The sequence below is a fragment of the Streptomyces sp. NPDC034084 genome (assembly GCF_055575535.1).
In genome coordinates this window covers 65,162-88,306 of record NZ_JBVISK010000003.1, presented here as the reverse complement: position 1 = coordinate 88,306, position 23,145 = coordinate 65,162, and the positions used below count along the sequence as shown (strand labels likewise).

25 protein-coding genes are annotated in these 23,145 nt (G+C 74.3%); 12 read left to right on the top strand and 13 right to left on the bottom strand.

Annotation, left to right across the window (positions count from 1 at the left end):
- Positions 1 to 10 precede the first annotated feature (10 nt).
- Positions 11 to 460, top strand: coding sequence for an Lrp/AsnC family transcriptional regulator (locus tag ACZ51I_RS11405; RefSeq protein WP_468874051.1), 450 nt, complete (start codon positions 11 to 13; stop codon positions 458 to 460).
- Here ACZ51I_RS11405 and ACZ51I_RS11400 read toward each other — a convergent pair.
- The 3 genes from ACZ51I_RS11400 to ACZ51I_RS11390 all read right to left on the bottom strand — a co-directional run bounded on the left by ACZ51I_RS11400 (position 450) and on the right by ACZ51I_RS11390 (position 5,482).
- On the bottom strand, positions 450 to 3,488 hold the full coding sequence (locus tag ACZ51I_RS11400; RefSeq protein ID WP_468874049.1) for an AAA family ATPase: 3,039 nt from the start codon (positions 3,486 to 3,488) through the stop codon (positions 450 to 452). The genes ACZ51I_RS11405 and ACZ51I_RS11400 overlap by 11 nt on opposite strands.
- Positions 3,485 to 4,651 carry an exonuclease SbcCD subunit D gene (locus ACZ51I_RS11395; RefSeq protein ID WP_468874047.1) on the bottom strand — a complete coding sequence of 389 codons (1,167 nt, stop codon included), beginning with the start codon at positions 4,649 to 4,651 and terminating at the stop codon, positions 3,485 to 3,487. Before ACZ51I_RS11395 ends, ACZ51I_RS11400 begins: the two co-directional genes overlap by 4 nt.
- A 204-nt stretch (positions 4,652 to 4,855) precedes the next feature.
- Positions 4,856 to 5,482, bottom strand: coding sequence for a YigZ family protein (locus ACZ51I_RS11390; protein ID WP_468874045.1), 627 nt, complete (start codon positions 5,480 to 5,482; stop codon positions 4,856 to 4,858).
- Between the two features lie 167 nt (positions 5,483 to 5,649).
- Here ACZ51I_RS11390 and ACZ51I_RS11385 point away from each other — a divergent pair, with 167 nt between their 5' ends.
- A complete protein-coding gene (locus ACZ51I_RS11385) occupies positions 5,650 to 6,090 on the top strand; it encodes a CoA-binding protein (protein ID WP_468874043.1) in 441 nt (146 codons plus the stop codon).
- A 56-nt stretch (positions 6,091 to 6,146) separates the two neighbouring features.
- Here ACZ51I_RS11385 and ACZ51I_RS11380 read toward each other — a convergent pair whose 3' ends face one another.
- Entirely contained in the window at positions 6,147 to 6,719 is a 573-nt protein-coding gene (locus ACZ51I_RS11380; protein WP_468874040.1) for a helix-turn-helix domain-containing protein, read from the bottom strand.
- 105 nt (positions 6,720 to 6,824) lie between these two features.
- Between ACZ51I_RS11380 and ACZ51I_RS11375 the strand changes: the two genes are divergently transcribed.
- A complete protein-coding gene (locus ACZ51I_RS11375; RefSeq protein WP_468874038.1) occupies positions 6,825 to 7,688 on the top strand; it encodes an EamA family transporter in 864 nt (287 codons plus the stop codon).
- Positions 7,689 to 7,731: 43 nt separating this feature from the next.
- On the opposite strand, the gene ACZ51I_RS11370 is transcribed toward ACZ51I_RS11375, so the two are convergent.
- Positions 7,732 to 8,499 (bottom strand): acyltransferase, encoded by a 768-nt coding sequence (locus ACZ51I_RS11370; protein WP_468874036.1) that lies wholly within the window; start codon positions 8,497 to 8,499, stop codon positions 7,732 to 7,734.
- Positions 8,500 to 8,645: 146 nt separating this feature from the next.
- On the opposite strand from ACZ51I_RS11370, the gene ACZ51I_RS11365 reads away from it, so the two are divergent.
- On the top strand, positions 8,646 to 9,173 hold the full coding sequence (locus ACZ51I_RS11365; RefSeq protein WP_468874033.1) for a gamma carbonic anhydrase family protein: 528 nt from the start codon (positions 8,646 to 8,648) through the stop codon (positions 9,171 to 9,173).
- A gap of 121 nt (positions 9,174 to 9,294) precedes the next feature.
- Here the strand turns inward: ACZ51I_RS11365 and ACZ51I_RS11360 are convergent, their stop codons facing one another.
- Both ACZ51I_RS11360 and ACZ51I_RS11355 read right to left on the bottom strand, forming a co-directional pair.
- Positions 9,295 to 9,945, bottom strand: coding sequence for a DedA family protein (locus ACZ51I_RS11360; RefSeq protein WP_468874031.1), 651 nt, complete (start codon positions 9,943 to 9,945; stop codon positions 9,295 to 9,297).
- A gap of 176 nt (positions 9,946 to 10,121) precedes the next feature.
- Positions 10,122 to 10,559 carry a DUF4442 domain-containing protein gene (locus tag ACZ51I_RS11355; protein WP_468875600.1) on the bottom strand — a complete coding sequence of 146 codons (438 nt, stop codon included), beginning with the start codon at positions 10,557 to 10,559 and terminating at the stop codon, positions 10,122 to 10,124.
- Between the two features lie 122 nt (positions 10,560 to 10,681).
- On the opposite strand from ACZ51I_RS11355, the gene ACZ51I_RS11350 reads away from it, so the two are divergent.
- Positions 10,682 to 11,833 carry a DUF8017 domain-containing protein gene (locus ACZ51I_RS11350; RefSeq protein ID WP_468874029.1) on the top strand — a complete coding sequence of 384 codons (1,152 nt, stop codon included), beginning with the start codon at positions 10,682 to 10,684 and terminating at the stop codon, positions 11,831 to 11,833.
- 163 nt (positions 11,834 to 11,996) lie between these two features.
- Positions 11,997 to 13,319, top strand: a complete 1,323-nt coding sequence (locus ACZ51I_RS11345; protein WP_468874027.1) for an MFS transporter — start codon at positions 11,997 to 11,999, stop codon at positions 13,317 to 13,319.
- On the opposite strand, the gene ACZ51I_RS11340 is transcribed toward ACZ51I_RS11345, so the two are convergent.
- From ACZ51I_RS11340 to ACZ51I_RS11330, 3 genes are all read right to left on the bottom strand, one after another.
- Entirely contained in the window at positions 13,281 to 14,126 is an 846-nt protein-coding gene (locus ACZ51I_RS11340; protein WP_468874025.1) for a spermidine synthase, read from the bottom strand. The two genes, ACZ51I_RS11345 and ACZ51I_RS11340, sit on opposite strands and share 39 nt — an antisense overlap.
- A gap of 121 nt (positions 14,127 to 14,247) precedes the next feature.
- Complete coding sequence (locus ACZ51I_RS11335; RefSeq protein WP_468874023.1) at positions 14,248 to 15,117, bottom strand: patatin-like phospholipase family protein; 870 nt, start codon at positions 15,115 to 15,117, stop codon at positions 14,248 to 14,250.
- A 42-nt stretch (positions 15,118 to 15,159) separates the two neighbouring features.
- The gene (locus ACZ51I_RS11330; protein WP_468874020.1) at positions 15,160 to 15,861 is read right to left on the bottom strand and encodes a DNA alkylation repair protein; all 702 of its coding nucleotides are present in this window, start codon (positions 15,859 to 15,861) and stop codon (positions 15,160 to 15,162) included.
- Between the two features lie 96 nt (positions 15,862 to 15,957).
- Here ACZ51I_RS11330 and ACZ51I_RS11325 point away from each other — a divergent pair, with 96 nt between their 5' ends.
- Entirely contained in the window at positions 15,958 to 16,713 is a 756-nt protein-coding gene (locus tag ACZ51I_RS11325; protein WP_468874017.1) for a TVP38/TMEM64 family protein, read from the top strand.
- Positions 16,714 to 16,819: 106 nt separating this feature from the next.
- Complete coding sequence (locus tag ACZ51I_RS11320; RefSeq protein WP_468874015.1) at positions 16,820 to 17,695, top strand: undecaprenyl-diphosphate phosphatase; 876 nt, start codon at positions 16,820 to 16,822, stop codon at positions 17,693 to 17,695.
- Positions 17,696 to 17,699: 4 nt separating this feature from the next.
- Here the strand turns inward: ACZ51I_RS11320 and ACZ51I_RS11315 are convergent, their stop codons facing one another.
- Positions 17,700 to 18,293, bottom strand: coding sequence for a flavin reductase family protein (locus ACZ51I_RS11315; RefSeq protein WP_468874013.1), 594 nt, complete (start codon positions 18,291 to 18,293; stop codon positions 17,700 to 17,702).
- A gap of 130 nt (positions 18,294 to 18,423) precedes the next feature.
- Between ACZ51I_RS11315 and ACZ51I_RS11310 the strand changes: the two genes are divergently transcribed.
- Positions 18,424 to 18,867: a nuclear transport factor 2 family protein gene (locus tag ACZ51I_RS11310; protein WP_468874012.1), complete on the top strand. Its 444-nt coding sequence runs from the start codon at positions 18,424 to 18,426 to the stop codon at positions 18,865 to 18,867.
- Positions 18,868 to 18,874: 7 nt separating this feature from the next.
- On the opposite strand, the gene ACZ51I_RS11305 is transcribed toward ACZ51I_RS11310, so the two are convergent.
- A complete protein-coding gene (locus ACZ51I_RS11305) occupies positions 18,875 to 19,780 on the bottom strand; it encodes a Gfo/Idh/MocA family protein (RefSeq protein ID WP_468874008.1) in 906 nt (301 codons plus the stop codon).
- A gap of 60 nt (positions 19,781 to 19,840) precedes the next feature.
- Positions 19,841 to 21,199 (bottom strand): FAD-dependent monooxygenase, encoded by a 1,359-nt coding sequence (locus tag ACZ51I_RS11300; protein ID WP_468874006.1) that lies wholly within the window; start codon positions 21,197 to 21,199, stop codon positions 19,841 to 19,843.
- Between the two features lie 107 nt (positions 21,200 to 21,306).
- Between ACZ51I_RS11300 and ACZ51I_RS11295 the strand changes: the two genes are divergently transcribed.
- The 3 genes from ACZ51I_RS11295 to ACZ51I_RS11285 all read left to right on the top strand — a co-directional run bounded on the left by ACZ51I_RS11295 (position 21,307) and on the right by ACZ51I_RS11285 (position 23,136).
- Complete coding sequence (locus ACZ51I_RS11295) at positions 21,307 to 21,924, top strand: TetR/AcrR family transcriptional regulator (protein WP_468874003.1); 618 nt, start codon at positions 21,307 to 21,309, stop codon at positions 21,922 to 21,924.
- Positions 21,925 to 21,990: 66 nt separating this feature from the next.
- Entirely contained in the window at positions 21,991 to 22,518 is a 528-nt protein-coding gene (locus tag ACZ51I_RS11290) for a DinB family protein (protein WP_468874000.1), read from the top strand.
- Between the two features lie 129 nt (positions 22,519 to 22,647).
- Positions 22,648 to 23,136: a hypothetical protein gene (locus ACZ51I_RS11285; RefSeq protein ID WP_468873997.1), complete on the top strand. Its 489-nt coding sequence runs from the start codon at positions 22,648 to 22,650 to the stop codon at positions 23,134 to 23,136.
- Positions 23,137 to 23,145: the final 9 nt, after the last annotated feature.

Genomic DNA, 23,145 nt, shown 5'->3' with positions numbered 1-23,145 from the left:
GTCTCTCCTGATGAGCAGTGACTACACCCCGGACGCCACCGACTGGCGCATCCTCCAGGCCCTGCAGTCCGATGGCCGCGCCAGTTTCGCCGAACTCGCCCGCGCCGTCTCCATGTCGCCGTCGGCGGTGACCGAGCGGGTGCGGCGCCTCGAGGACGCCGGGGTGATCACCGGGTACACGGCGGTCGTCGACCAGGACCGGCTCGGCCTGCCCATCCTCGCCTTCGTACGGCTGCGCTACCCGCACGGCAACTACAAGCCGTTCCACGACCTGCTCGAGACCACGCCCGAGGTCCTCGAAGCCCACCACGTGACCGGCGACGACTGCTTCGTCCTCAAGGTCGCCGCCCGCTCCATGAAGCACCTGGAGTCGATCACGGGGAAGATCGCCACCCTCGGCGCGGTGACCACGAGCGTCGTCTACTCCTCGCCGCTGCCCCGGCGTTCCCTCAGCCGCTGAGCGCGTCCCCTCCGGTGCGCAGCCGCACCGCCGAGCCCTGCCGCGCCTTGACGACCTCCAGCTGGGCCGGGATCCGGCGGCGCAGGTCGCCGACGTGGCTGACGATGCCGACGCTGCGGTCCCGCTCGCGCAGCGAGTCGAGGACGTCGAGGACCTCGTCGAGCGTCTGCTCGTCGAGGCTCCCGAAGCCCTCGTCGATGAAGAGGGTGTCGAGCCGGACCCCGCCGGCCTCGTCGGTGACGACGTCGGCGAGGCCGAGGGCGAGCGCGAGGGAGGCGAAGAAGGTCTCGCCGCCGGAGAGCGTGGCCGTGTCCCGCTCGTTGCCGGTCCAGGCGTCGACGACGTGCAGGCCGAGTCCGGACCGCTTGCCGCCGGAGCGCGCGTCGGAGTGGACGAGGGTGTAGCGGCCCGAGGACATGCGCTGGAGGCGGGCGGACGCGGCCGCCGCGACCTGTTCGAGCCGGGCGGCGAGCACGTACGACTCCAGGCGCATCCGGCGCTCGTTCTCGGCGGAGGTGCCGGCGGTGAGGCCGGCGAGCCGTGCCACCCGGTCGTGCTCCTCGCGCAGCGGTCCCAGGCGGCGGACCTCGGCGTCGGCCTGCCGGGAGAGTGCGGCGAGGCCGGTGGCCCGCTCGCGGGCGGCGGCCAGGGCGGAGCCGGCCTCGCGGAGCGCGCGTTCCGCCGCCGTGTGCGCGGCCGCAGCGGCGGCCGGGTCGGCGGGGGGCAGGGCGGCGGCCTCGGCCGTGCCGGGCTCGGAGAGCCGGTCCGCGACGGCCGCGGCCTCCGCCTGCCAGACGTCCACGCGCTGCTGGAGGTCACGGCGCTCGCGCTCGCCGAGCAGGGCGCCGGCGGCCTCGGCCGGGGTGGCGAAGCCGGCCCGGTACGCGGCGTCGGCGAGCCGGTCGTCGGCCTCCTTGAGGCGCTGGGCGGCGAGTTCGGCGGTGCGTACGGTTCCGGCGGCGTCGACCAGGAGGGCGATCCGCCGCTCCAGGCGGGTGGCGTGTTCGGCCACGCTGGCGAACGCGCCGCGTCCCCGGGCGAGTTCCTCGTCGAGCGCGGACTGCTCCCGTTCCAGCGCCTCTCGCCGCGAGGTCCGCGCGGCGACCCGCCGCTCGGCCTCACGCCGCGCGCCCATCCGCTCCTCGTACTCCCGCTCGGCGCTCGCGAGGGCCTCGCGCGCGTTGTGGGTCTGTCCGGCGAGGGCGTGCGCCTCGGCGTGAAGGCGGCTCAACTCCTCGACCGCGTCGGAGAGTTCAGTAACCCTGGGCTCCGCCTCGCCGGACTCGATGCCCGTCAGGGCCTCCGTACGCGCCGCGGACCAGGACTCGCGGGTCACGGCCAGTTCGCGTTCGGCGGCCGTGCGGGTCTCCTCGGCGCGGGTGTAGGCCACGTAGGCCGCGTCCTCCGTGGCGCGGTCGACGTGGCCGGCGGTGGTGCGGGCGGGGGCCGGGTGGGTGGCGGAGCCGCAGACCTGGCAGGGGTCGCCCGGCGTGAGGGTGGCCGCGAGTTCGGCGGCGATGCCGTCCAGGCGGCGGGACTTGACGTCGAGCCAGTGCTCGTGGGCGGCGTTGCGCCGCTCGCGTGCCTCGGCGAGGCGCGTCTCGGCGGCGCGGGTGTCGTCGGCGAGGGCGTCACGGCGGCGGGCCGCGGCGAGCCGGCGGCGGGCGGGCTCCAGGCGGCCGGCGAGCCGTTCGGCGCGGGCGGCCGCGTCGCGGGCGGCCTCGACGCGCTCGGCGAGGGCGGCGCGGCGCGGTTCCCAGCCGTCGAGCCAGTCGGCCGCGTCCTGGAGGGCGTCCTCGTCGGCACGCGCCTCCCGGGCGAGTACGGCGCGTTCCTCGGCGACGGCGGCCGCGCGGCGCTCGGCGCGGCGGGCCGCGTCGAGTCCGCCGAGTTCCTCGCGCAGCCGGTGTTCGAGGGCGGAGAGGTGTGCGGCGCCGGCGTCGGCGAGGTCGGGGGGCAGCTGGGCGCGGGCGCGTTCCAGGGCGGCGTGCGCGGCGGCGTGCTCGCGCTCGGCGTCCTCGCGCAGTCCGAGCGCGGGGGCCACCCGGTCGGCCTTGAGGCCGCGGTCGAGGCGGCCCTGGAGGCGGTCGCGCTCCGGGGTCTGTTCGGTGAGCCGCTCACGGCGACGGAGGGCGTCGGCGTGCCGGGCCTGGCGGGCGGCGAGGTCGTTCTCGGCGTCGAGGGCGGTGCGGGCGGCGGCCTGCGCGTCCTCGGCGGCGGCGAGGCGCACGCCCGCGATGTCGAGCGCCTCCCGGGCCTCCGTACGGGCGACGGCGGCCCAGGTGAGGACGGACTCGGCGAGCCCGGGGTCGCCCGGCCGGCCCTCGACCGGGGTGCGGGCGCTGTCGAGGCCGCCGGCGGCCTGGGCCATGCGGTGGGCGAGGGCGAGCAGCCGCGCGTCCCCCTCCTCGACCCGCTCCTTGCCGGCGCGGCGCAGTTCGGCGAGGCGTTCCTCGACGGCGGCGAAGCGGCGGGTGTCGAAGAGGCGGCCGAGGAGCCTGCCCCGGACCTCGGCGTCGGCGCGCAGGAAGCGGGCGAAGTCGCCCTGCGGGAGGAGGACGACCTGGCAGAACTGCTCGCGGCTCATGCCGACGAGCTGGGTGATCTCCTCTCCGGCCTCCTGGTGGGAGCGGCTGAGGCCGGCCCACTCGCCGGTGGCGGAGTCGTACTCGCGGAGCCAGGTCTGGGCCTTCTCGGTGGTGAACCCGCCGCCGCGCTTCTTGGGCCGCTGCTGGGCCGGGCGGCGGGTGATCTCCAGGCGCCGGTCGCCCACGGTCAGTTCGAGGAGCACCTCGGTGTACGTGCCGACGGGGGCGTGGTCGCTGCGCAGGGACGTCCCGGGGTTCTGGCGGACGCCGGGGACGCCCCCGTACAGGGCGAAGCAGACGGCGTCGAGGACGGAGGTCTTGCCGGCGCCGGTCGGCCCGTGGAGGAGGAAGAGTCCGGCGGAGGACAGGGCGTCGAAGTCGATCTTCTGCGTGGTGCCGAAGGGGCCGAACGCGGTGATCTCCAGCCGGTGCAGCCTCACCGGCCCACCTCGCGCTCGGCCGTGTCGACGCGGACATCGTCGAAGGCGCCGTACAGGACCGCCCGTTCGGCACCGTCGAGGGCACCGCCGCGCACGTGGGCCACGAAGTCCTCCGCGATCTGCTGGTCGCTGCGGTCCCGCAGCCGCTGGGCGTAGGAGGCGCCGGGGTCGTCCCCGGTCCGCTCGGGGTCGAAGACCAGGTTGAGGGTGTGGGGGAAGCGTTCGGTGAGCCGGGCCATGGGCTCGGGGGGGCGCACGGGGTCGGTGAGGGTGGCCTCGACCCAGGACTGCTCGTGCGGGGCGTGCGCGGGGTCGGCGAGGAGGTCGTCGAGCCGCCCCCGGATGCGGGCGAGGGGTCGCGGGACGGGGCAGTCGATCCGTACGTCGCCGGTGATCGACCCGTCCTCGCCCAGGTCGATCAGCCACATGGTCTTGCGGTGGCCGGCCTCGGAGAAGGAGTAGGCGAGGGGGGAGCCGGAGTAGCGGACGCGCGGGGTGAGGGTCTGGCTGCCGTGGAGGTGGCCGAGGGCGACGTAGTCGACGCCGTCGAAGACCCCGGCGGGGACGGCGGCGACGCCGCCGACCGTGATGTCCCGCTCGCTGTCGCTGGGCGCGCCGCCGGCGACGAAGGCGTGGGCGAGGACGACGGAGCGGGTGCCGGCGGGCCGGCGGGCGAGGTCGGCGCGGACCCGGTCCATGGCGGCGGCGAGGACGGCCTCGTGGCCGGTCTTCTCGGCGCCGAGCCGCTCGCGGACGAGGGCGGGCTCGAGGTACGGCAGGCCGTAGAGGGCGACCTCGCCGTGCGTGTCGGAGAGGACGACGGGGGTGCCGATGCCGTCCGGGTCGGTACGGAGGTGGATGCCGGCCCGTTCGATGAGTCCGGCGCCGACGCCGAGCCGTCGGGCGGAGTCGTGGTTGCCCGAGATCATGACGGTGGGCACGCCGGCCTCGGCGAGGCGGTGCAGCGCGGTGTCGAAGAGCTCGACGGCGGGCAGCGGGGGTACGGCCCGGTCGTAGACGTCCCCGGCGACGAGGACGGCGTCCACCTCGTGGGCGTGGACGGTCGCCACGAGGTGGTCGAGGAAGGCGGCCTGGGCGTCGAGCAGGCCGACGCGGTGGAAGGACCGGCCGAGATGCCAGTCCGAGGTGTGCAGGAGCCTCACGATGCCGTCCCACCCCACATGTGCGCCGCTCCTCGCCGCCGGTTCCCGTTCGTGTGCGGCCACCACGCTATCCCGGGCGGGGCGTGGGTGGGGCCGGTCGCGGAGGCGGGCGGCGCGGGCGGGTGCCGGGGCCCGCCCGCTCGGACCCGGCCGCCCGGGGCGTCACTGACGGCTCGTCATGTGAGGCGCGTCACGTGTGACGTCTCACGCGTCCCCGTACGCCTCGCCGCCGAGTTCGAAGGAGGCCGTCCCCGCGGTGGCGTCGGCGAGCCAGCCGCGGAAGGCGGGGACGTCCGTGTCCGGGAGGCCGATCTCGATCGTGACGGCGTCGGCGTACCGCACGTCGCGGACGGCACGGCCGGTGGCACGCAGGTCGTTCTCCAGCCTGCCCGCCCGCTGGTGGTCGACGGTGACGGTGGCGAGCCGGAATCGCTGCCGGGTGACGGTGCCGAGCGCGTCGAGCGCCTCGCCGACCACCCCGCCGTACGCGCGGATCAGGCCGCCCGCGCCGAGCTTCACGCCGCCGTAGTAGCGGGTGACGACGGCGACGACGTACCGCATCTCGCGGCGCAGCAGCATCTGGAGCATGGGGACCCCGGCCGTGCCGCCGGGCTCGCCGTCGTCGCTCGCCTTCTGCACGGAGGCATCGGCGCCGAGGACGTACGCGAAGCAGTGGTGGCTGGCGGCCGGGTGCTCCCTGCGGACCCGCGCGACGAACTCCTGCGCCTCCCGCTCGTCGGCGACGGGCGCGAGCGCGCAGAGGAAGCGCGAGCGGTTGATCTCGGTCTCGTGCACGCCCTCACGGGCCAGGGTGCGGTACTGCTCCTGCATCCGACCAGCGTACGTTCCGCCGGGCCGGCGCTCCGCGGCGGTGGGCGGGAGGGCCGGGCCCCTTAGGGGACATCTGGGGGTCGGGTGATCGCCCGGAGGGGAATCCCGGGTCCGCGCGGGCCGTTCCTCTGGTGGACGGTCCGAGACGACGAAGGGCAGCAGAAGCGATGAGCGCAGACAGCACGACCACGGCCTCCACCGCCTCCTCCACGGCGGAGACGGTGCGGCGGATTCTGACGTCCGCGGGCGACACCTGGGCGGTGGTCGGCCTCTCCTCGAACCAGGCCCGTGCCGCGTACGGGGTGGCGGCCGTCCTCCAGCGCTTCGGCAAGCGGATCGTTCCGGTGCACCCGAAGGCGGAGACGGTCCACGGCGAGCCGGGGTACGCCTCGCTGGCCGACATTCCGTTCCCGGTCGACGTCGTCGACGTCTTCGTGAACAGCGATCTGGCGGGCGCCGTCGCCGACGAGGCCGTCGCGATCGGCGCCAAGGCCGTCTGGTTCCAGCTGGGCGTCATCGACGACGAGGCCTTCGCCCGCACCCGGGCGGCGGGCCTCGACATGGTCATGGACCGCTGCCCCGCGATAGAGATCCCGCGCCTGGGCTGAGGGGAGCGCGCACGCCCTCCCGCGGACGACCGCCTTTCGCCGCGGGGGCGTTTGTCTCAGCGGACGGGCGGGATGGAGACGGCCATCGTCATCTCGGCCGGCTCGTCGCCGTCGTTGCGGTAGGCGTGCGCGACGTCGGCCTCGAAGACGGCGGAGGTGCCGGCGGGGATCGGGTGGTCCTCGCCGTCCACGACCAGGGTGAGCGTCCCGGCGGTGACGTGGAGCAGCTCGACCGTGCCCTCCGGGTGCGGGTCGGAGGCGCTGCCGTCGCCCGGCATGAGGGTCCAGGACCAGAGCTCCAGGGGGCCGCGGGCCTCGGTGCCGACGAGGAGGGTGGTGTGGCTGCCCGTGGAGGTGGACCACATGCGGACGGTCTGGTCGGGCGGGACGAGCCGGACCTGGGGGCCCTGCTCGTGGTCGAGGAGGGTCGTGAGGGAGACGCCGAGGGCGTCGGCCAGCTTCACGGTGGTGCCGACGCTGGGGTTGGTCCGGGCCTGTTCGATCTGGATGATCATGCCTCGGCTGACACCCGCCCGTGTGGCGAGCGCGTCCAGGGTGAGTCCCCGCTCCTTGCGCCAGCGCTTCAGGTTCCGGGCGAGCGACTGCGTGAGCTGGTCGAGGTCCGACACATTCCGTCCAATATTCTGGATGACAGAGTTCAACACACTGAACTACGGTGGGGTGCACCCGATGGTTCACTGCACTGTACTGCCGCACGCCCCCTGCGAGGATCGATGACCGCCCTGTTCGCCCTGGCCACGAGCCTTCTGTGGGGCCTCGCCGACTTCGGGGGCGGGCTCCTGACCCGCCGGATCCCGGCCCTCACCGTCGTCGTGGTCTCCCAGGCCCTCGCGGTCGTCGTCCTCGGCACGATCGTCCTCGCGACCGGCGCCTGGACCGAGGCGGGACCCCAGCTCTGGTACGCCGTCGGGGCGGGCGTCGTCGGTCCCGCCGCCATGCTCGCCTTCTACAAGGCGCTCGCGCTCGGCCCCATGGGCGTGGTCTCCCCGCTCGGCTCCCTCGGCGTCGTCGTCCCGGTCTCCGTGGGCCTCCTCGTCGGCGACCGGCCGGGGCTGCTCCAGTTCGCCGGGATCGCGGTGGCGATCCTGGGCGTGGTGCTCGCCGGCGGACCGGAGCTGCGCGGGGCGCCGGTCCAGCGCCAGGCGGTCCTGCTGACCCTGGTCGCGGCCTTCGGCTTCGGTTCGGTGATGGCGCTCATCGCCGAGGCGTCCACGACCGTCACCGGCCTGTTCCTCGCGCTGTTCGTCCAGCGCGTCACCAACGTCCTGGTCGGCGGCGGTGCCCTGTACGTCTCCGTGAGACGCGGCGGGCGCGCCCTCCCCGAGGGCGGTCCCCGGGTCGTCCGCGCCGCGCTCCCGGCCCTCGCCTTCGTGGGCCTCGCGGACGTCGCCGCCAACGGCACCTACGCGATCGCCGCCCAGCAGGGCCCGGTCACCGTCGCCGCCGTCCTCGCCAGTCTGTACCCGGTCGTCACGGCCCTCGCGGCCCGCGGCGTCCTCAAGGAACGCCTCCGCGCCGTTCAGGCGGCGGGCGCGGGCCTCGCCCTGGTGGGCACGGTGCTGCTTGCGACGGGCTGACGGGCTGACGGGCTGACGGTTCAGGAGCCAGGTCCCGGGCGGGTCACGAGGGTACGGACTCGGAGCTGCCCGTGCGCTGCGCCTCCCAGACCGCCAGCACCGCCAGCTGTTCCGGGGTGACGTGTTCCGGGATCGGGGTCGGCGCGGGGGTACGGAGCGGGGGCTGCCAGCCCGCCTCCGGGGTCCAGCCGCGCACGACCTTCGCGGGAGCGCCCGCCACGACCGAGTGGTCGGGGACCTCCCCGCGTACCACCGCGCCCGCCGCGACGACGACGTTCCGGCCGAGACGCGCGCCGGGCAGGATCACCGCACCCGTGCCGAGCCAGCAGCCGGGGCCGATGGAGACGGGTGCCGAGCGGGGCCACTGGCGGCCGACGGGCTCGTCGGGGTCGTCGTAACTGTGATTGGTCGAGGTGATGTAGACGTACGGACCGCAGTACGTGTCCGAGCCGATCGTCACCTTCGCGTCGGCGATGACGTGGCTGCCCCGCCCGAGGACGACCCCGTCCCCCAGGGTCAGGACCGTGTCCGTCCCGAGGTCGAGGTCCGGCAGCATGCCCGCCGTCAGCGTGACCTGCTCGGCGATGATGCAGCACTCGCCGATCTCGATCCACGGCTCGCCGAAGACCGTGCCCTGCGGGAAGGCGAGCCGGGTGCCCGCGCCGAGACGGCGGAACCGCAGCTTTCCGGGGTGTTCGGCGGTGACGGAGCCGGCCTGCTGCACCCAGCGCCAGCCGCCCTGCACGGCACGGGCGAGGACCCGGCGCCGCCAGGCGGCGAGGGATGAGAACGTGTTTCTGTTCCTGGGCACCCGGCCACCGTAGTCGGCGACGTCGTACCTGATCAGTGAGGTGCGCTGTGATGTCGGTCATGAGCACGGCATAGGCTGCGCCCCGGGGCACCCCCGGGCGTGACACGACGGCTGAGATCCCAGGATCCGACGATCAGGAGCGAACCATGACAGAGGCGTTGATCAAGGGAGTGGGCGGCAAGGAGCCGCGGATCGACCCGACCGCCTTCACCGCCCCGACCTCCGTGGTGCTCGGCGAGGTCACGCTCGGCCCCCGCGCCAGCATCTGGTACCACGCGGTGCTGCGGGCGGACTGCGGTCCGATCGCCGTCGGCGCCGATTCCAACATCCAGGACAACTGCACGGTCCATGTCGACCCCGGCTTCCCCGTCTCGATCGGGGACCGGGTGACCGTCGGCCACAACGCGACCGTGCACGGCTGTGTGATCGAGGACGACGTGCTCGTCGGCATGGGCGCGACGGTCCTCAACGGCGCCCGGATCGGCGCGGGCTCGCTCGTCGCCGCCCAGGCGCTCGTCCCGCAGGGGATGGAGATCCCGCCGGGCTCGCTGGTCGCCGGCGTCCCCGCCAAGGTGCGCCGCCCGCTGACCGACGAGGAGAAGGCGGGGATCCAGCTGAATGCCGAGATGTACCTGCTGCTCGCCAAGGGGCACGCCGAGGCCTTCGAGGACTGATCCGCACGGCGATCGATCCGCGGGGCCGCACACCGCCGTACCGCCCGTGGCGCCGGTACGCGAGGAGGGCGGCGCCCGTGGCCGGGTGCCGCCCTCCGCCGCGTGCGCGTGCGCTGCGTGTTCAGTCCGCCGGGACCGGCTCCGGCTCGGCGGCCTCGGCCCGCTGCGCCGCCGCCTTCCTGGCGCGGTTCCTGACGACCAGCATCGAGGCGATGCCGATCAGTACGGCGAGGACGAGGCCCAGCCAGGAGAAGCGCTTGAGCCAGGCCTCGGCGACGATGCCGACCGAGTAGATGACGGCCGTGGTGCCGCCGGCCCACAGGATGCCGCCGAGGACGTTGGCGATGAGGAACTTCCAGTACGGCATGTGCAGCACACCGGCGAGCGGCCCCGCGAAGATGCGGAGGAGGGCGATGAAGCGGCCGAAGAAGACCGCCCACATGCCCCACTTCTGGAAGGAGCTCTCGGCGAGCCCGATGTTGGCCTCACTGAAGTGCTTGGGGAACTTCCCGCCCAGCCAGGCGAGGAGCGGCCGTCCGCCCTTGCGGCCGATGGCGTAACCGATCGAGTCGCCGATGATCGCGCCGGCGGTGGCGCAGGCGCCGAGGACGTACGGATTGATGTCGCCGTGCTGCGAGGCGAGCAGCGCCGAACTCACAAGCACGATCTCGCCGGGAAGCGGGATGCCCAGGCTCTCAAGGCCGATCACCACTCCCACGAGGCCGTAGACCGCGACCGCGGGGATCGTCTCCAGCCACTCCTGGACGTGCAACGCGGTTCCTCCCGTGTCGGCTGCTCAGCTGGTCGATTGCCCGGACGGACCTCGACGGGCACGCCGTGGAAGCCTACCCGGACGAGGGGGACGCGGCCCTCGACGAGCGCCGCCCCCCATACGGACGCCCCCGCACCCTGGAAGGTTGCGGGGGCGTCGCACGCGACGACCGGAGATCAGGCGTTCGGGCGCAGGGTCCACACGACGGTCATCTCGCCGGTCACGGCGCCGTCCTCGCGGGTGATGTCGATCCGCACCGGGAACTCCGGGCGCTGTCCGGCGTCGAGTTCCGCGACGACCTCGGCGGCGGGGCGACCGAGGGTGGCGGTGGCGGTGACGACGCCCATGGCCAGCTTCTTGTAGCCGATCTCGGCGCTGACGGCGAGCGGGACGGCGCGGCCCAGCTGGTCGCCGAAGGCGGCGAGCACGATGGCGCCGCTGGCGGACTCGGCCAGGGTGAACATCGCTCCGGCGTGGGGGCCGCCGACGTGGTTGTGGTAGGCGGGCTGGTCCGGGAGGCGCACGACGGCGCGCTCGGCGGTGGTCTCCAGGAACTCCAGGTTGAGGGTTCCGGCCATGGGGACCGTGGCGGCGAGCATCTCGCCGACGGACATCTGGTCTGCGCTCATGGACGCCGATGTTACCCATGAGTAGCAGCCTTGGCCATCCCCTCCCCCACCCCCGCGGCGGGGGCGGGCGTGGTCGACCGGCGCCCGCACCTCTATGGTTACTGGCCATGTGGCCAGGACAGCAGCCGCCCGGGGGCGAGCAGAACCCGCAGGACCAGAGTCAGAACCCCTACCAGCAGTCGGGGTACCAGCAGCCGAACCCGTATCAGCAGCCGCCTGCCCAGCCCGGGTACCCGCAGCAGCCGCCGACACAGCCCGGTTACCCGCAGCAGCCGCCCGCGCAGCCGGGCTATCCGCAGCAGCCGCCCGCGCAGCCCGGTTACCCGCAGCAGGGGTACGGGCAGCAGCCGGGGTACCCGGCCCCGTACCAGCAGCCGACGGTGCCGCAGCAGTACGCGGTGCCCGGCCCCGGACAGCCCGGCGGGCCCGACGGCGGGAAGAAGAAGACGACGCTCGTGGCGATCGTCGCCGCCACCGCCGTGGTCGTCGCCGCCGGGGTCACCGGGTTCCTGGTGCTCGGCGAGGACGACGACAAGAAAAACGTCGCCGAGGACCCCAAGCCGTCCGTGACGTCCACCGCCTCCGCGGACCCCTCCTCCGACCCGGCGCCCGCGCCGAGCCAGTCGTCCGGGATCGCCAACCCGCGCGACGGCGCGGCGCAGCAGCCGACGATCCCCGGCTGGAAGGTCGTCTACAACCCGAAGTACGGCACCCTCTTCGACGTACCGCCCGAGTGGGAGGTGTACAAGCCGGGCTCCATCACCGCCTTCGAGGACGAGAAGAAGGGCGGCGGCCTGCCGCTGGTCACGATGTCCAGTCCCACGAGCCTCAAGAGCAAGTGGTGCGCGTACGACACCGACAAGAACGGCACCGAGGAGACCTGGAGCCTGGCCACCGCCGGCACCAAGGGCGGCCAGGGCGCCAAGGACACCGGGTCCGCCGCCCGCGGCGAGGCCGGTACCTGGGTGTGGGGTGGCTACGCGCAGCACATGCCGCAGAGCACGATCAAGATCACCAAGCCCGTCCCGTACACGACGAAGTCCGGTCTCAAGGGCAGCCTGGCGACCGCCACGGCGCCGGGCGTCAAGAAGCGCAACAAGTGCGAGACGGACGGCAAGTCCTACGCCTTCACCTTCAAGAACGGCGCCGGCGACTTCTCGACCTGGGTGCTCTACGGGGCCGACGGCGTCAAGGACGAGCTGCCCGACGCGACGATCCGGCAGATCCTCTCCACGGTCCGGCTCGCCCCCTCCGCCTGACCGCTCTCTCCTCGGACCACCGGGCCCGGCCGCGCGCCGGTCCCGGTGGCCGGCCTCGGGCCCCGGAACCTTCCGCGCGCCGGTCCCGGTGGGGCCGGGCGACCTGACGGGCCGTCCGGATATCGGGTTGGCAGTACGGGGAGGAGCCAGGGATAGTCCCGGGGTGACCTCACCCGCCGCCTCCCCCCGCACAGCCCCGCGCCGCACCCGCCGCCCCGAGTGGGCCGGCCGCAACTACCTCCTCCTCACCGCCGCCACGATCGTGACGAACCTCGGCACGCACGGCGCGCTGATCGCCACGACCTGGGCGGTCTTCGAGGCCGACGGCGACGCCGGGGACGTCGGCCTCGTGGCCATGGCGAGGTTCCTGCCGCTCGTCCTCTTCCTGCTCATCGGCGGCGCGGTCGCCGACCGGGTGCCGCGGCACCGGGTGATGGTCGCGGCCAACGCCCTCAACTGCGTCTCACAGGCCGCCTTCGCCGTGCTCGTGCTCTCCGGCGAGGCCCGCATCTGGCAGATGATGGTGCTCACCGCGCTCTGCGGCACCGGCCAGGCCTTCTTCAACCCGGCGGCCGAGGGCATGCTCATGTCCAGCGTCAGCGGGGAGCAGGCGAGCCGCGCCTTCGCCGTCTTCCGCATGGCGATGCACGGCGCGGCCATCGGCGGTGCCGCGCTCGGCGGGGCGCTCGTCGCCTTCGTCGGACCGGGCTGGGTCCTCGCGATCGACGCGCTCGCCTTCGCCGTCGCGGGCGGACTGCGGGCCTTCCTCGACGTGAGCGGCATCCCGGCGCGCGCTCCCGGCGGCGGGCTCTTCGCGGATCTGCGGGAGGGCTGGCGGGAGTTCGTCGGCCGGCCCTGGCTGTGGTCGATCGTCGCCCAGTTCTCGGTGGTGGTGGGACTGATCGGCGCGGTCGAGTCGGTGTACGGGCCGCTGGTCGCCCGGGACGAGCTGGGCGGCTCGCGGCCCTGGGGCATCGCGCTCGCCGCGTACGGGGCGGGTACGGTCGCGGGCGCCGTCCTGATGACCCGGTGGAAACCGCGCCGGATGCTCTTCGTCGGGACCCTGTGCGTCTTCCCGATCGCGCTGCCGTCGGCCGCGCTCGCCGTGCCGCTGGACGCGGCGGGTCTGACGGCGGCGATGTTCGTCAGCGGGGTGGCCATCGAGGTCTTCGGCGTCTCGTGGATGACGACCATGCACCAGGAGATCCCGGAGGAGAAGCTGTCCCGGGTCTCGGCGTACGACTGGTTCGGCTCGACGGCGCTGCTGCCGCTGTCCACGGCCCTCGCGGGCCCGGCGGAGAGCGCGTTCGGCCGGAGCGAGGCGCTGTGGGGCGCGGCGGCCCTGATGGTGCTGGTCACCGCGCTCGTCCTTCTCGTGCCGGACGTGCGGAACCTGACGCGGCGCCCGCTCGGCAAGGAGGTCGCGGGCTCCCACGCCCCAGGCTCCTCAGCCGATGCCGAAGGCGCCCTCCGGGGGAACGGGTGACGGTACGGCCCCGGCGTCCAGGACCGGTTCCGCGCCGCCGGTGAACCGGTCGAGCGCCTCCCCGTGCTCCACGCGCGCGGGGAAGGCGTCCGCCGCCGTACGCCGGGCGAGGTGGGCGATGCCGATCGCGCGGCCGGAGGCGACCAGGACCGCGTTCCCGAAGCGGCGGCCGCGCAGCACAGCGGGCTCCGCGACGAGCGCCAGCTCGGGGAAGACGGCGGCGAAGGTGGCGAGCTGGGAGCGGAGGAAGGGGAAGGGCGCTCCGTCGGCCAGGTTGGCGGCGTAGAGCCCGCCGGGCCGCAGGACGCGCCGGACCTCGCGCGCGTACTCGACGGAGGTGAGGTGGGCGGGCACGCGCGAGCCGCCGAAGACATCGCCCACGATCAGATCGGCCGAGGCGTCCGGTGCCGCCTCCAGCCAGGCACGGGCGTCCGCCCCGTGCACGGTGGTCCCCGAGCCCTCGGGCAGCGGCAGGTGCTCCTCGACCAGGGCGAGCAGCCCCAGGTCGGCCTCGACGACGTCCTGGCGCGAACCGGGCCGGGTGACGGCGACGTACCGGGGCAGCGAGAGCGCCCCGCCGCCCAGGTGCAGGACGTCGAGGGGCGCGCCGGGCTCGGCGGCGCCGTCGACGACATGGGCGAGGCGCCGCGCGTATTCGAACTCCAGGTAGGCCGGATCGTCGAGGTCGACGTACGACTGGGGCGCGCCGTCGACGGTGAGGAGCCAGGCCCGCTCCCGGTCCACATCGGGCATGAGGCGCGCGGTGCCCTGGTCGACCTGGCGGATGACGGGGATGTGCTCGTTCACGCCCTCATTGTGCCGCCACCGCCGCCGTGCCCCATCGCCGCGTCCCGGGTGGCGGGCCCGGCCGGCGGTCGCACGACGCCCACGAGGCCCCGCACCCGCCCGCTGACGCCCTGCCGGAGCGTCAGCCCGTCCAGACGTCGGCGACGGCGTCGGCGTGGGTCGCCGCCTGGGCGCGCCCGGCACGGGCCGCGGCGGCCCGGTGCGCCGGGTCGAGCGCGTTGCGGCCGATGGCCTTGCGGGAGGCGGCGTCGGGGGTGATCACCTCGACGCGCGCCCTGGCGGCGGCAAGGTCGGCGCCCTGCCGCGCCGGGGAGAGCAGGGCCTTGCTGCCCCGGGCGCTGGGGGCGATGACGACGATCCGGTCGTGACCGGCGGCGAGGTGGGCGTTGGCCGTGGAGTGGATGCCGCCGTCGATCCAGCGGCGACCGCCGATGCTCGCCGGGGGCCAGACACCGGGGATGGCGCAGCTCGCGGTGACGGCGTCGGTCAGCGCGACCCCGCTGTCCTCGTCGTAGGCCGTGAGTTCGCCTGTCTCTGCGTCGACCGCGGTGATCAGCAGGGGCCGAACGGGCCACTCGGTGACCGGGCCGAGCCTCCGTGCGACTGCCGCGCGGCGCTCCGTCCCGGGCACGGCGGGGGCCGCGAGGGCGAGCCGGCCGAGCCTGCGCCCGTACTCCTCGGGTGTGCGGGACCGAAGGACGGCGACGGCGTACCGGAGGATCGTCGGGAGCCCCAGCCGTACGGCGGCCTCGGTGGCCTTCCCGTCGAGCTGCTGCTCGTACAGGGCGTCGAGCCCGCCCCGTCCGGCGGCGAGCCGCGCGCCGACGACCGCGCCGGCGGAGGTGCCGACGATGAGGTCGGCCGTGGTCAGATCGACTCCGGCGTCGCGGAGCCCCCGCAGCACCCCGGCCTCCCAGCCCGCCCCGACGAGCCCGCCGGCCCCCAGGACCAGTGCCGTCCGCCGCCCCGCCCGCTCTTCCGTCTGTGTCATGTGCCGAGTCTGGCCCAGCAGTTGCCCCGGCCGGGGGTGGGGTCAGAGGTTCTTCAGTGCCTCGCGGACGGAGAGGGGGGAGAGGCGGGAGCCGTGGGCGGCGACGAAGGCCCGGACCTCGGCGGGGGCCGTCTTCCCGTACTCGCGCAGGCTCCAGCCGATGGCCTTGCGGATGAAGAAGTCGGGGTGGGCCGAGCGGCGCAGGCAGTAGGCGAAGAGCCTGTCGGCGTCGGTGGCGTCCTTGAAGCGGAGCTGGTGGAGGAGGGCGGTGCGGGCGACCCACAGGTCGTCGTCGTCGATCCACGCGTCCATCACGCCGGCGAGGGCGGGGTCGGCCGCCACCAGTCCGCCGACGACGTGGGCGGCGAGGTGATCGACGGTGTCCCACCAGGAGTCGGTGGTGACGAGCCGGCGCGCGACGGGCAGGAAGCCGGAGGAGCAGCGCCGCACGTGCCGGCGCAGGTAGTCGACGGCGAAATAGTGGTACTCGCGCTCGGGGAGCGCGAAGCAGCGCAGGGCGATCGCGGCGCAGTCGGTCTCGTCGGGGCGCGGGGTGCCGGTGAGGACCGTACGGGACAGGGCGCGGCGCTCGGGTGTGCGGATGCCGAGGAAGGGGGCCGCTCCCTTCATGTACGCGACCATCTCCTGGGCCCTGAAGGGGTTCCCCGCGGCGGGGTAGACCGTGGTGAGCCGCTCCAGGACGGTGTCGGCGAGGGCGCTGGCGGGTGGCGCGGTGTCGGTCATGAGGCCCCCTCGGTGACGGCGCGCTCCGGGCGCGCGCCCGGACGGACATGACGCACATTACGGCGCTCCTACAGAGGCGTCCGTTACTCTCCCCGAATGCTCGCTCCCGTGCCCGGGCCGCCGGGCTCCCTCGCCGTCCGCTGCTCCCGGGCCCTGCTGGCCCCCCGCTCCCGGCTCTCGCTGCTCGCCCTGCTGCTGCTCACGGCGGCCACCCTGGTGGTGCTCTACGAGCCGCAGCGGATGCTCGCCTCGGGCTGGCCGCCGCACACGAGCGGCGCCGGGGCGGTGCTGCTCTTCGGCCTCGCGTACGGGGTGTGCGCCGCGGCGTTCGTCCCGCGTCCGGTGCTGAACCTGGCGGCGGGCGCGCTCTTCGGTTCCGCGGCCGGTCTGACGGGGGCGATCGCGGGGACGGTGCTCGGTGCGGGGATCGCGTTCACCCTCGGCCGGTTCCTGGGGCGGGACGCGCTGCGGCCACTGGTGCGGGGCCGCTGGCTGACGGCGGCGGACGGGCAGCTGAGCCGGCACGGGTTCCGCTCGATGCTGGCGGTCCGGCTGTTCCCGGGGGTGCCGTTCGCGGCGGCCAACTACTGCGCCGCCGTCTCCCGTATGGGATACGTGCCGTTCCTCCTGGCGACGGCGCTCGGCTCCCTGCCGAACACGGCCGCCTACGTGGTGGCGGGCGCCCAGGCAGGTTCGCCGGGCTCGCCCGCGTTCCTCCTCTCGGCGGGGTTCATCGTCCTGTCGGGCCTCGGCGCCGCGGTGGTGGCCTGGCGCAAGCGGCACACGCTGCGGGCCGCCGCTCCGGCCGCGGCCCGGGAGCCCGAGCGGAAGCCTGAGCCGGCGCTCCCATAGGGCCCCGGAGCAGCATCGGGCCTCGCCATGGGCCCGTCATCTTGGACCTGTACGCTGCGCACGACCTTCTGACCGCACACGTACATAACGGGACGGCCCTAGCCCCATGAGTTGGTTCGAATCGTTCATCCTCGGACTCGTCCAGGGGCTGACGGAGTTCCTTCCCATCTCCTCCAGCGCGCATCTCCGGCTCACCGCCGCCTTCGCCGGCTGGCACGACCCGGGAGCGGCGTTCACCGCGATCACCCAGATCGGCACGGAGACGGCGGTCCTGATCTACTTCCGCGAGGACATCGCGCGGATCGTCTCGGCCTGGTTCCGCTCCCTCACGAACAAGGCGATGCGCTCCGACCACGACGCCCAGATGGGCTGGCTGGTGATCGTCGGCTCGATCCCGATCGGCGTCCTCGGCGTCACGCTCAAGGACCAGATCGAGGGCCCCTTCCGCGATCTGCGGATCACGGCGACCACCCTCATCGTGATGGGCGTCGTCCTCGGCGTCGCCGACCGGCTGGCGGCCCGGGACGAGATCGGCGGCCGGCACCGCGCGACGCGCGAGCGCAAGACCCTCAAGGACCTCGGGGTGAGGGACGGCCTGATCTACGGCGTCTGCCAGGCGATGGCGCTCGTCCCCGGCGTCTCCCGCTCCGGCGCGACGATCTCCGGCGGTCTGTTCATGGGCTACACGCGGGAGGCGGCGGCCCGTTACTCGTTCCTCCTCGCCGTCCCGGCTGTGCTCGCCTCCGGTGTGTTCGAGCTCAAGGACGCGGGCGAGAGCGGCCACATCTCGTGGGGCCCGACGCTCTTCGCCACGGTCATCGCCTTCGCCGTCGGCTACGCGGTGATCGCGTGGTTCATGAAGTTCATCACCACGAAGTCGTTCATGCCGTTCGTGATCTACCGCATCCTGCTCGGCATCCTGCTCATCGTGCTGGTCTCGGCCGGCGTGCTGAGCCCGCACGCCGGCGAGTCCGCGGGCTGAGGCCTCAGCCCGCGTAGGGCACCCTGGCGATCTCCTCGATGCCGCCCAGGGTGCCCCACTCGTTCTTCCCGAGCCGGGTCAGCGGGCGCATCAGGGTCATCTCGGGGTGGCCGTCGACCATCACCGACTCGTCGACCGCCGCGTGCACGACCCGGCCGAAGACGACCGTCGAGTCACCGATCCGCAGCGTGCTGTGCAGCTCGCACTCCAGCGCCACCGGCGACTGGGCGACGCGCGGTGCCTTGACCCGCAGGCTCGGCTCCCGCTCGACGCCGCACGCGTCGAACTCGCTCACCCCGCGCGGGAAGTCCGTCGCCGTGGCGTTGATCCGCTCGAAGAGCCCCTCGGGGGCGAGGTTCACCACGAACTGCCCCGTCTCCTCGACGTTCCGCAGCGAGTCCTTGCGCCCGACCGAGGTGAACTGCACGACGGGCGGTGCGACCGAGGAGATCGTGAAGAAGGAGTGCGGGGCGAGGTTGTCCGTTCCGTCGGCCGAGGTCGTGGAGACCCAGGCGATGGGGCGGGGGACGACGGTGGCGGTCAGCAGCCGGTAGAAGGAGGTGCGGTCGGTCAGTTCGGGATCGATGTTCACGCGCATGGCGGCCAGTATGACCGGCACCCCGGACGGGCCCGCGGGCCCCTCGGGCCCGGCGGCCGGTCCGCCCCCCTACTCACGCCGGGGCCGCACGGCCCTTGGCCCCGGGCTTCCGCTGACCGACACTGAGCCGATGACGCAGCGCGTGGACCTCGCGACCGTGATGGACCGAATCGCCCTCGACGACCTGATCACCGGGTACGCGGCGGCCGTGGACGAGGGCGACTGGAGCGCCTACCGCGATCTCTTCACCCCGGACGGCAGGGCCGACTACCGCGGCTCGGGCGGGATGGAGGGGGCTGCGCCGGAGGTCGCGGAGTGGCTCGCCGCGACCATGCACCTCTTTCCCGTACGCCAGCACCTCATCGTGAACCGGCGCGTGCGGTTCCGGGAGCCGGGCGGCTACCCGGAGACCGGGGACCGGGCGGACATCGGTGCCGACTACGTCAACCCGATGCGGTTCGCCTCCGGCGAGGACTTCCTCTGCGGCGGGCGCTACGCCTTCGGGGCGCGCCGCACCGCCGACGGCTGGCGGCTCGCCTCGGTCGTCGTCGACGAACGCTGGCGCCGGACCTGACGTGCGGTCAGGACGCCTGGGCGAGCGCCTCGCGGACGACGCGCTCGCACAGCTCGTGGGTGAGCAGCGCGTCCCGGGCGCTGAGCACCCGCCCCTCCCGTACCGAGTCGAGGAAGGCGTGGACCGCCTGCTCGATGCCGCGCTGCCGGGCCACAGGCACCCAGTCGCCGCGGCGGCGCACGGTCGGCTGGCCCTTGTGGTCGACGACCTCGGCGAGGTTGAGGACCTGGCGCTTGGTGTCCTGGCCCGACACCTCCAGGATCTCCTCGGTGGAGCCGTTCATCCGGTTCATCATGCCGATGGCGGTGAAGCCGTCTCCGGAGAGCTGGAGGACGACGTGGTGCATGAGCCCTTCGCGGATCCGGGCCCGCACGTCGATGTGCTCGACCTCGCCGGGCACCAGGAAGCGCAGGGTGTCGACGACGTGGATGAAGTCGTCGAGGACGAGGGTGCGGGGGTCCTCGGGCAGGCCGATCCGGTTCTTCTGCAGCAGGATCAGCTCGCGCGGGTGGTCGAGGCACTGGGCGTAACCGGGCGCGAGGCGCCGGTTGAAGCCGACGGCGAGGCTGACGGAGCGCTTCTCGGCGAGCTCCACGATCCGCTCGGATTCGGCGTACTCGTAGGCGAGGGGCTTGTCGACGTACGTGGGGACGCCGGCCTCGAGGAGCCGGCCGGCGATCTCGGCGTGTGCGGCGGTCGACGCGTGGACGAAGGCCGCGTCGAGCCCGGCGGAGAGCAGCGAGTCGAGGTCGCGGTGGCGCCGGTCGGCGGGCAGGTGCAGGGTGTCGGCCACCCGCTTCAGGGTCGCCGGGGTGCGGGTCTGGAGGTGGAGGTCGACGCCGGGGAGGGTGCCGAGGACGGGAAGGTAGGCCTTCTGCGCGATGTCTCCGAGTCCGATGCAGCCAACCTTCACGGGGTCTCCCTAGTCGTCGTCCGCCGGCCCTGGCCGTGAGGGCCGTTCGCGCCGGTCAGCTTACGCGGGCCGGATCACGTGCTCGGCGGGAAGGGCGGGGTCGACGGGCGGGTGCCAGTCGCAGATGCCGTCGAAGCCGCGCAGGACGAGGCCGGGGCCGAAGCGGGAGACGGCACGGACGGCCGCGTCGCGCAGGGCGACCGCGGGGCGGGCGGAGAGCATGGTGATCGCGCCGGTGCGGGCGGCCGTGCGGACGAGGCCGGTGGTGCGGGGCAGCCGGTCGGCGGTGTACGCGGCCAGCGCGCGGCTCGGCAGGAAACCGAGGGCCGTGCGGGCGTGGTGGGCGAGGACGACGGCGTCCTCGACGGCCTGGTTCCCGCCCTGACCGAGGCTCGGCATCATCGCGTGCGCGGCGTCGCCGAGGAGGGCGACCCTGCCCCGGTGGAAGGCGGGCAGCGGGTCGGGCAGGTGGTGGACGTCGTGCCGCAGGATCCGGTCGGGGGCGACGCCGGCGAGGAGTTCGGGGACGGGGTGGTGCCAGTCGCCGAAGAGCCGGAGCAGTTCGGCCCGCTCGTCGTCGGGCGCGTGGGCTCCTGCGGGGGCGACGGCCATGGCGTACGCGTAGACCCGGCCGTCCTTGAGGGGCTGGCTCCCCCACAGCCGGCCGGCACCCCAGGTCTCGTGCGGGGCGAAGGGCCGGGCGGGTGCGGGGACGACGAGACGCCAGCTGGTGCTGCGGGAGTACCGGGGGCCGGGGTGCTCGGGGAAGAGCGCCCCTCGGGTGCCCGAGCGGATGCCGTCGGCACCGAGAACGAGCTCGGCCTCGAGCACGTCCCCGGCCGCGGCCCCGGCGTCCGGACCGGTCAGGCGGAGCGGGCCGTGGTCGTCGCCGGGTTCGGTCACGGAGGTGGTCCCGCCCGCCGGACCGGACACGTCGGCCGGGCGCCGGTCGTCACCGGCGTCGGTTCCGGCCGCGGTCCCCGCCTCGTAGACGGTCACGCGGGCCGGGCGGTGGTCGTCGCCGGGGTCGGTGACCGTGGCCGTCACGCCGGTGCGGACCGTGCCCTCGGGGAGTGCCGAGGTGAGGAGGTCGACGAGGGCGGCGCGGTGGAGGAGGACGAGGGGGCCGCCGAACCGGTCGGCGGCGGCCGTGGCGTCGGTGCGGGCGAGCCAGCGGCCGCCGGGGGTGCGGATGCCGCCGTCGCCCTGCCAGGCGGAGAGCGCGCGGACCCGGTCGCCGAGGCCGATGACGTCGAGGGCGCGCTGTGCGTTGGGGGCGAGGCCGATGCCGGCGCCGACAGGGGCGAGGTCCGCGGCGCGTTCGAGGACGGTCACCTGCCAGCCGCGCCGGCTCAGGGCGACGGCGGCCGTGAGACCGCCGATGCCGGCTCCGATGACGACGGCACGGTGCTGTTCCATGGCTGCTCCTCGGCTCGGGACGGCGGATCGACGGGCAACTACAGGTGTAGTGACCCGACATCCTGACCGTACTACAGCTGTAGTCGTGCCGGTAGTAGGTTGTCCCCATGACCTCAGCCACCGCCGGGACCCCGGCCCCGGAGCTCCCCGTCTCCCGCGCCGAGCGGATCGGCGACGCCGCTCTCGCCCTCCTCGCCGAGCGGGGGATGCGGGGCCTGACCCACCGCGCCGTGGACGAGCGGGCGGGGCTGCCGCAGGGCTCCACGTCCAATCACGCCCGCACCCGCCAGGCCCTCCTGGAGACGGCCGTGCGCCGTCAGGTCCAGCGCGAGGCCGAGGTCCTCACCCCGCACGAGATGCCGGGCCCGGAGAGCGGTGGCGACGCCCTCGTCGAAGCGCTCGCCCTCGCCCTGCACCGCTATCTCACCGACCACCGCTCCCTGCTGGTCTCCCGCTACGAGCTGGCCCTGGAGGCCACCCGGCGTCCGGAGCTCCGGAGCTTCTTCGACGCGGCGGGCGCGGTCTTCCACACCCCGCTGATCGAGATGATGGCGGCGGCCGGCTCGCCTGAGCCCGAGCGGCACGCGCTCTCGCTGATCGCCTGGAGCGAGGGGCTGATGTTCTCCTGCGCGGCGGGCTCCTTCCACGCGGCCGTGCCGAGCCGGGCGGAACTGCGCACCGGCTTCGACGAGTTGCTGCGCGGCATGCTCGGAGACCGCCCCTGACGCCGGCGCGCGGGCCGGTCGCGAAAGCGCTGGCGCCGCCCGCGATCATGGGAGACGATGCGGCCCATGACCACCGAACGCACCGAAACCATCCCGCGCGTCGACCCGGGCACCACCACCGGTGAGCGCGAGGCGCTGGAGCAGTGGCTCGACTTCCACCGCGCGACCCTCGCGATGAAGTGCGAGGGGCTCGACGACGCCCAGCTGCGCACCCCTTCCGCCCCGCCCTCGGACCTCAACCTGCTGGGTCTGGTCCGTCACATGGCCGAGGTCGAACGCGGCTGGTTCCGTCGTGTCCTGGCCGGCGAGAAGGCGGAGTGGATCTACTCGACGGAGGAGGACCACGACCGGGACATCCACGTCACGGACGAGGACACCTACGAGGAGGCCTACGCCACCTGGCAGGCCGAGATCGCCCACGCGCGCACCCTGGCCGCCGGCCGTGACCTCGACGACCTGGGCCTGGGCGAGCACCGCACCGGCCTCCCCTTCAACCTGCGGTGGATCTACCTCCACATGATCGAGGAGTACGCCCGCCACAACGGCCACGCGGACCTCATCCGCGAGCGGATCGCCGGCGCGACGGGCGACTGACCCCGCACCGGGCAGGGCGGTCCGCCCTGCCCGGACCGGTCAAGACCGCGCCCCGCACAGCCACCCGTGCGGGGCATTCCCCGCCGGTAGGGGCGCGAAGATCGCGTGGGGACCAGCAGAGTGGCGCGGGTGCATGGAACCCGAACAACAGCGAAGATCCTGGTCGGAGCGGCGGTCGCCGCCCTGACGGGCTGCGTCTCGGTGGACGCCCCGCCGACGGCGCCCACCGTCGCCCCCGCGCCCGCGGCCGGCACCGTACGCCCCGCCCAGGACGTGGCACCTCAGATCGTGGAGGGCCCGGCCCTGGAGGCCCTCGAAGCGGCGCTCCCCGCTCCCCCGCCGTCCGCCGCGCCCCGCGCGACGCGTCCGGCCGGGCAGCACCGGCCGGCGGTGACGCCCCCGCGTCCCGGGGCCCCACACCCCGATCCCGTACCCCGGCAGCGTGAGCGTCCGCGGCCGGCGACCCGGCCCGCCTTACCCCGGCCGCCGGAGCTGAGGGGGCTGTCGGCGGACCCTCCCGTGTCGCGGGCGGATGTCTGCGACCTGGGTGAGCGGTACGGGGGCTGGGCGCCCGGCAGCGATCCGGCCAGGATCTGCCGCGGCGGCTTCGGCCGGTGAGTCTCCTCC